This window comes from Kineococcus sp. G2 (assembly GCF_037154035.1).
Classification (GTDB): domain Bacteria; phylum Actinomycetota; class Actinomycetes; order Actinomycetales; family Kineococcaceae; genus Kineococcus.
This window is the reverse complement of sequence record NZ_JBBBEM010000037.1, coordinates 1-1,600: the sequence shown is the minus strand read 5'-3', so window position 1 is coordinate 1,600 and position 1,600 is coordinate 1. Positions and strand designations below refer to the sequence as shown.

2 protein-coding genes are annotated in these 1,600 nt (G+C 76.7%); one reads left to right on the top strand and one right to left on the bottom strand.

The genetic code is table 11. The features are described 5' to 3' along the window. Positions 1–26: 26 nt before the first annotated feature. Positions 27–995 (bottom strand): helix-turn-helix transcriptional regulator, encoded by a 969-nt coding sequence (locus tag V9U69_RS07320; protein WP_337060836.1) that lies wholly within the window; start codon positions 993–995, stop codon positions 27–29. A gap of 138 nt (positions 996–1,133) precedes the next feature. Here V9U69_RS07320 and V9U69_RS07315 point away from each other — a divergent pair, with 138 nt between their 5' ends. Continuing rightward, positions 1,134–1,529 carry a RidA family protein gene (locus V9U69_RS07315; protein ID WP_337060834.1) on the top strand — a complete coding sequence of 132 codons (396 nt, stop codon included), beginning with the start codon at positions 1,134–1,136 and terminating at the stop codon, positions 1,527–1,529. The last annotated feature ends 71 nt before the right edge of the window (positions 1,530–1,600 follow it).

Sequence of the window (1,600 nt, the reverse complement as noted above, 5' to 3'; positions counted from 1 at the left end):
GGCGACCACCCGGTCGCCGCGGCGCCTCACCTCCCGCAACGGGCCAGGACCGCGGCGGCGCGCCGGCGCAGGGCGTCGCGCAGCCACTGCGGTTCCAGGACCTCCGCGTCCGCGGCGAGCTGCCACAGCGCCCACTCGGCGTGCCGCCGGTCCTGGAAGGTGACCTCCAGCCGCAGGCGCTCGTCCGCCTCCCGCTCCTCGGCGTGCAGGGCGAGCGCGGTGCCCAGCAGGTCCTCGCGCCGCGCCGCGGACAGCCGCACCAGCACGGCGACCTGCTCGCCACCGGTCCTGAACCGCGCGCTGCGTTCCCTCCAGGCCCGGTCGAGGTCGACCCGCTCGGGCCGCTGCGCCGGTTCGTCGAGCTCCTCGGCGGCCAGCACCCGCGAGAGGCGGTAGGTGCGTTCCGCCCCGGACCTCGTCGCCAGCAGATACCCGTGCCCGCGCACGGTGACCAGGCCGATCGGGTCCACCGTGCGCCACGTCGGCGCCCGGTCCACGGGCGCGTAGCGGATGCGCAGCCTGCGCCCGGAGAGCACCGCGCGCCGGACCCGGGCCATGACGGCGTCGGGCAGCTCCTCGCCGGCCCACCGGCGCGCCAGGAGGTCGGTCTGCGGGTCCACGAGCAACCGCTGGGCCGCGCCGGCCGCGGTGGCCCGGTGCTCCTCCGGCAGCGCGTCGACCACCTTGAGCACCGCCGAGGCCAGCGCCGACCCGAGGCCGAACACCTGCACGCCGCGCCGCGCCCCAGCGACCAGCAGGGCGAGGGCCTCGTCGTGGTTCAGCCCGGTCAGCTCGGTCCGGAAACCCGGCAGCAGCGAGAAACCGCCGTGGCGGCCGCGCTCGGCGTAGACCGGCACGCCGGCCGCGGACAGCGCCTCGACGTCGCGCAGCACGGTGCGGGTGGACACCTCGAGCTCGCGGGCCAGCGCGGTCGCGCTCAGCCGCCCGCGCTGGCGCAGCAGCAGCACGAGGGAGACCAGCCGGTCGGCGCGCACGCGCCAGAACGTAGCGGCATGCACGACAGGAGGTGTCACGATTCCCCGGCAAGCTCCTGCGCACGACGTCACCACGGCGTCGAAGCGGTGCACGCCCGGACGTGGACGGCGCCGAGGAGCAGAGGGAGCTGGTGCGGCGTGGACAGAACGGTGATCAACCCGTGGCCGTGGTCGGTGGGCGCGGGGTACGACCAGGGGCAGGTGGTCTCCGGGCACACCCGGACCCTGTACTGCTCCGGGCAGGCCGCGATGAGCGGCGACGGCCGGCCCGAGCACCCGGACGACGTGGCCGCCCAGCTGGCGCTGAGCCTGGACAACCTCGAAGCGGTCCTCACCGCAGCCGGCATGTCCCTCGCGGACCTCGTCCGGCTCACCGTGCACACCACCGACGTCGACCGGCTCTTCGAGGCCTACGGCGTGCTGACGTCGCGGTTGGGCGCCGCGGGGGCGACACCGCCCACGACGATGCTCGGCGTGAGCCGCCTGGCGCTGCCCGGCCTGCTGGTCGAGCTGGAGGGGACCGCCGTCGCGTGAAGCGCTCCCCGCCGGCGCGCGCTGCACCGTCGGGGTCGGCCGGCGGGGTCGGCCGGCGGGGTCGGCCGGCG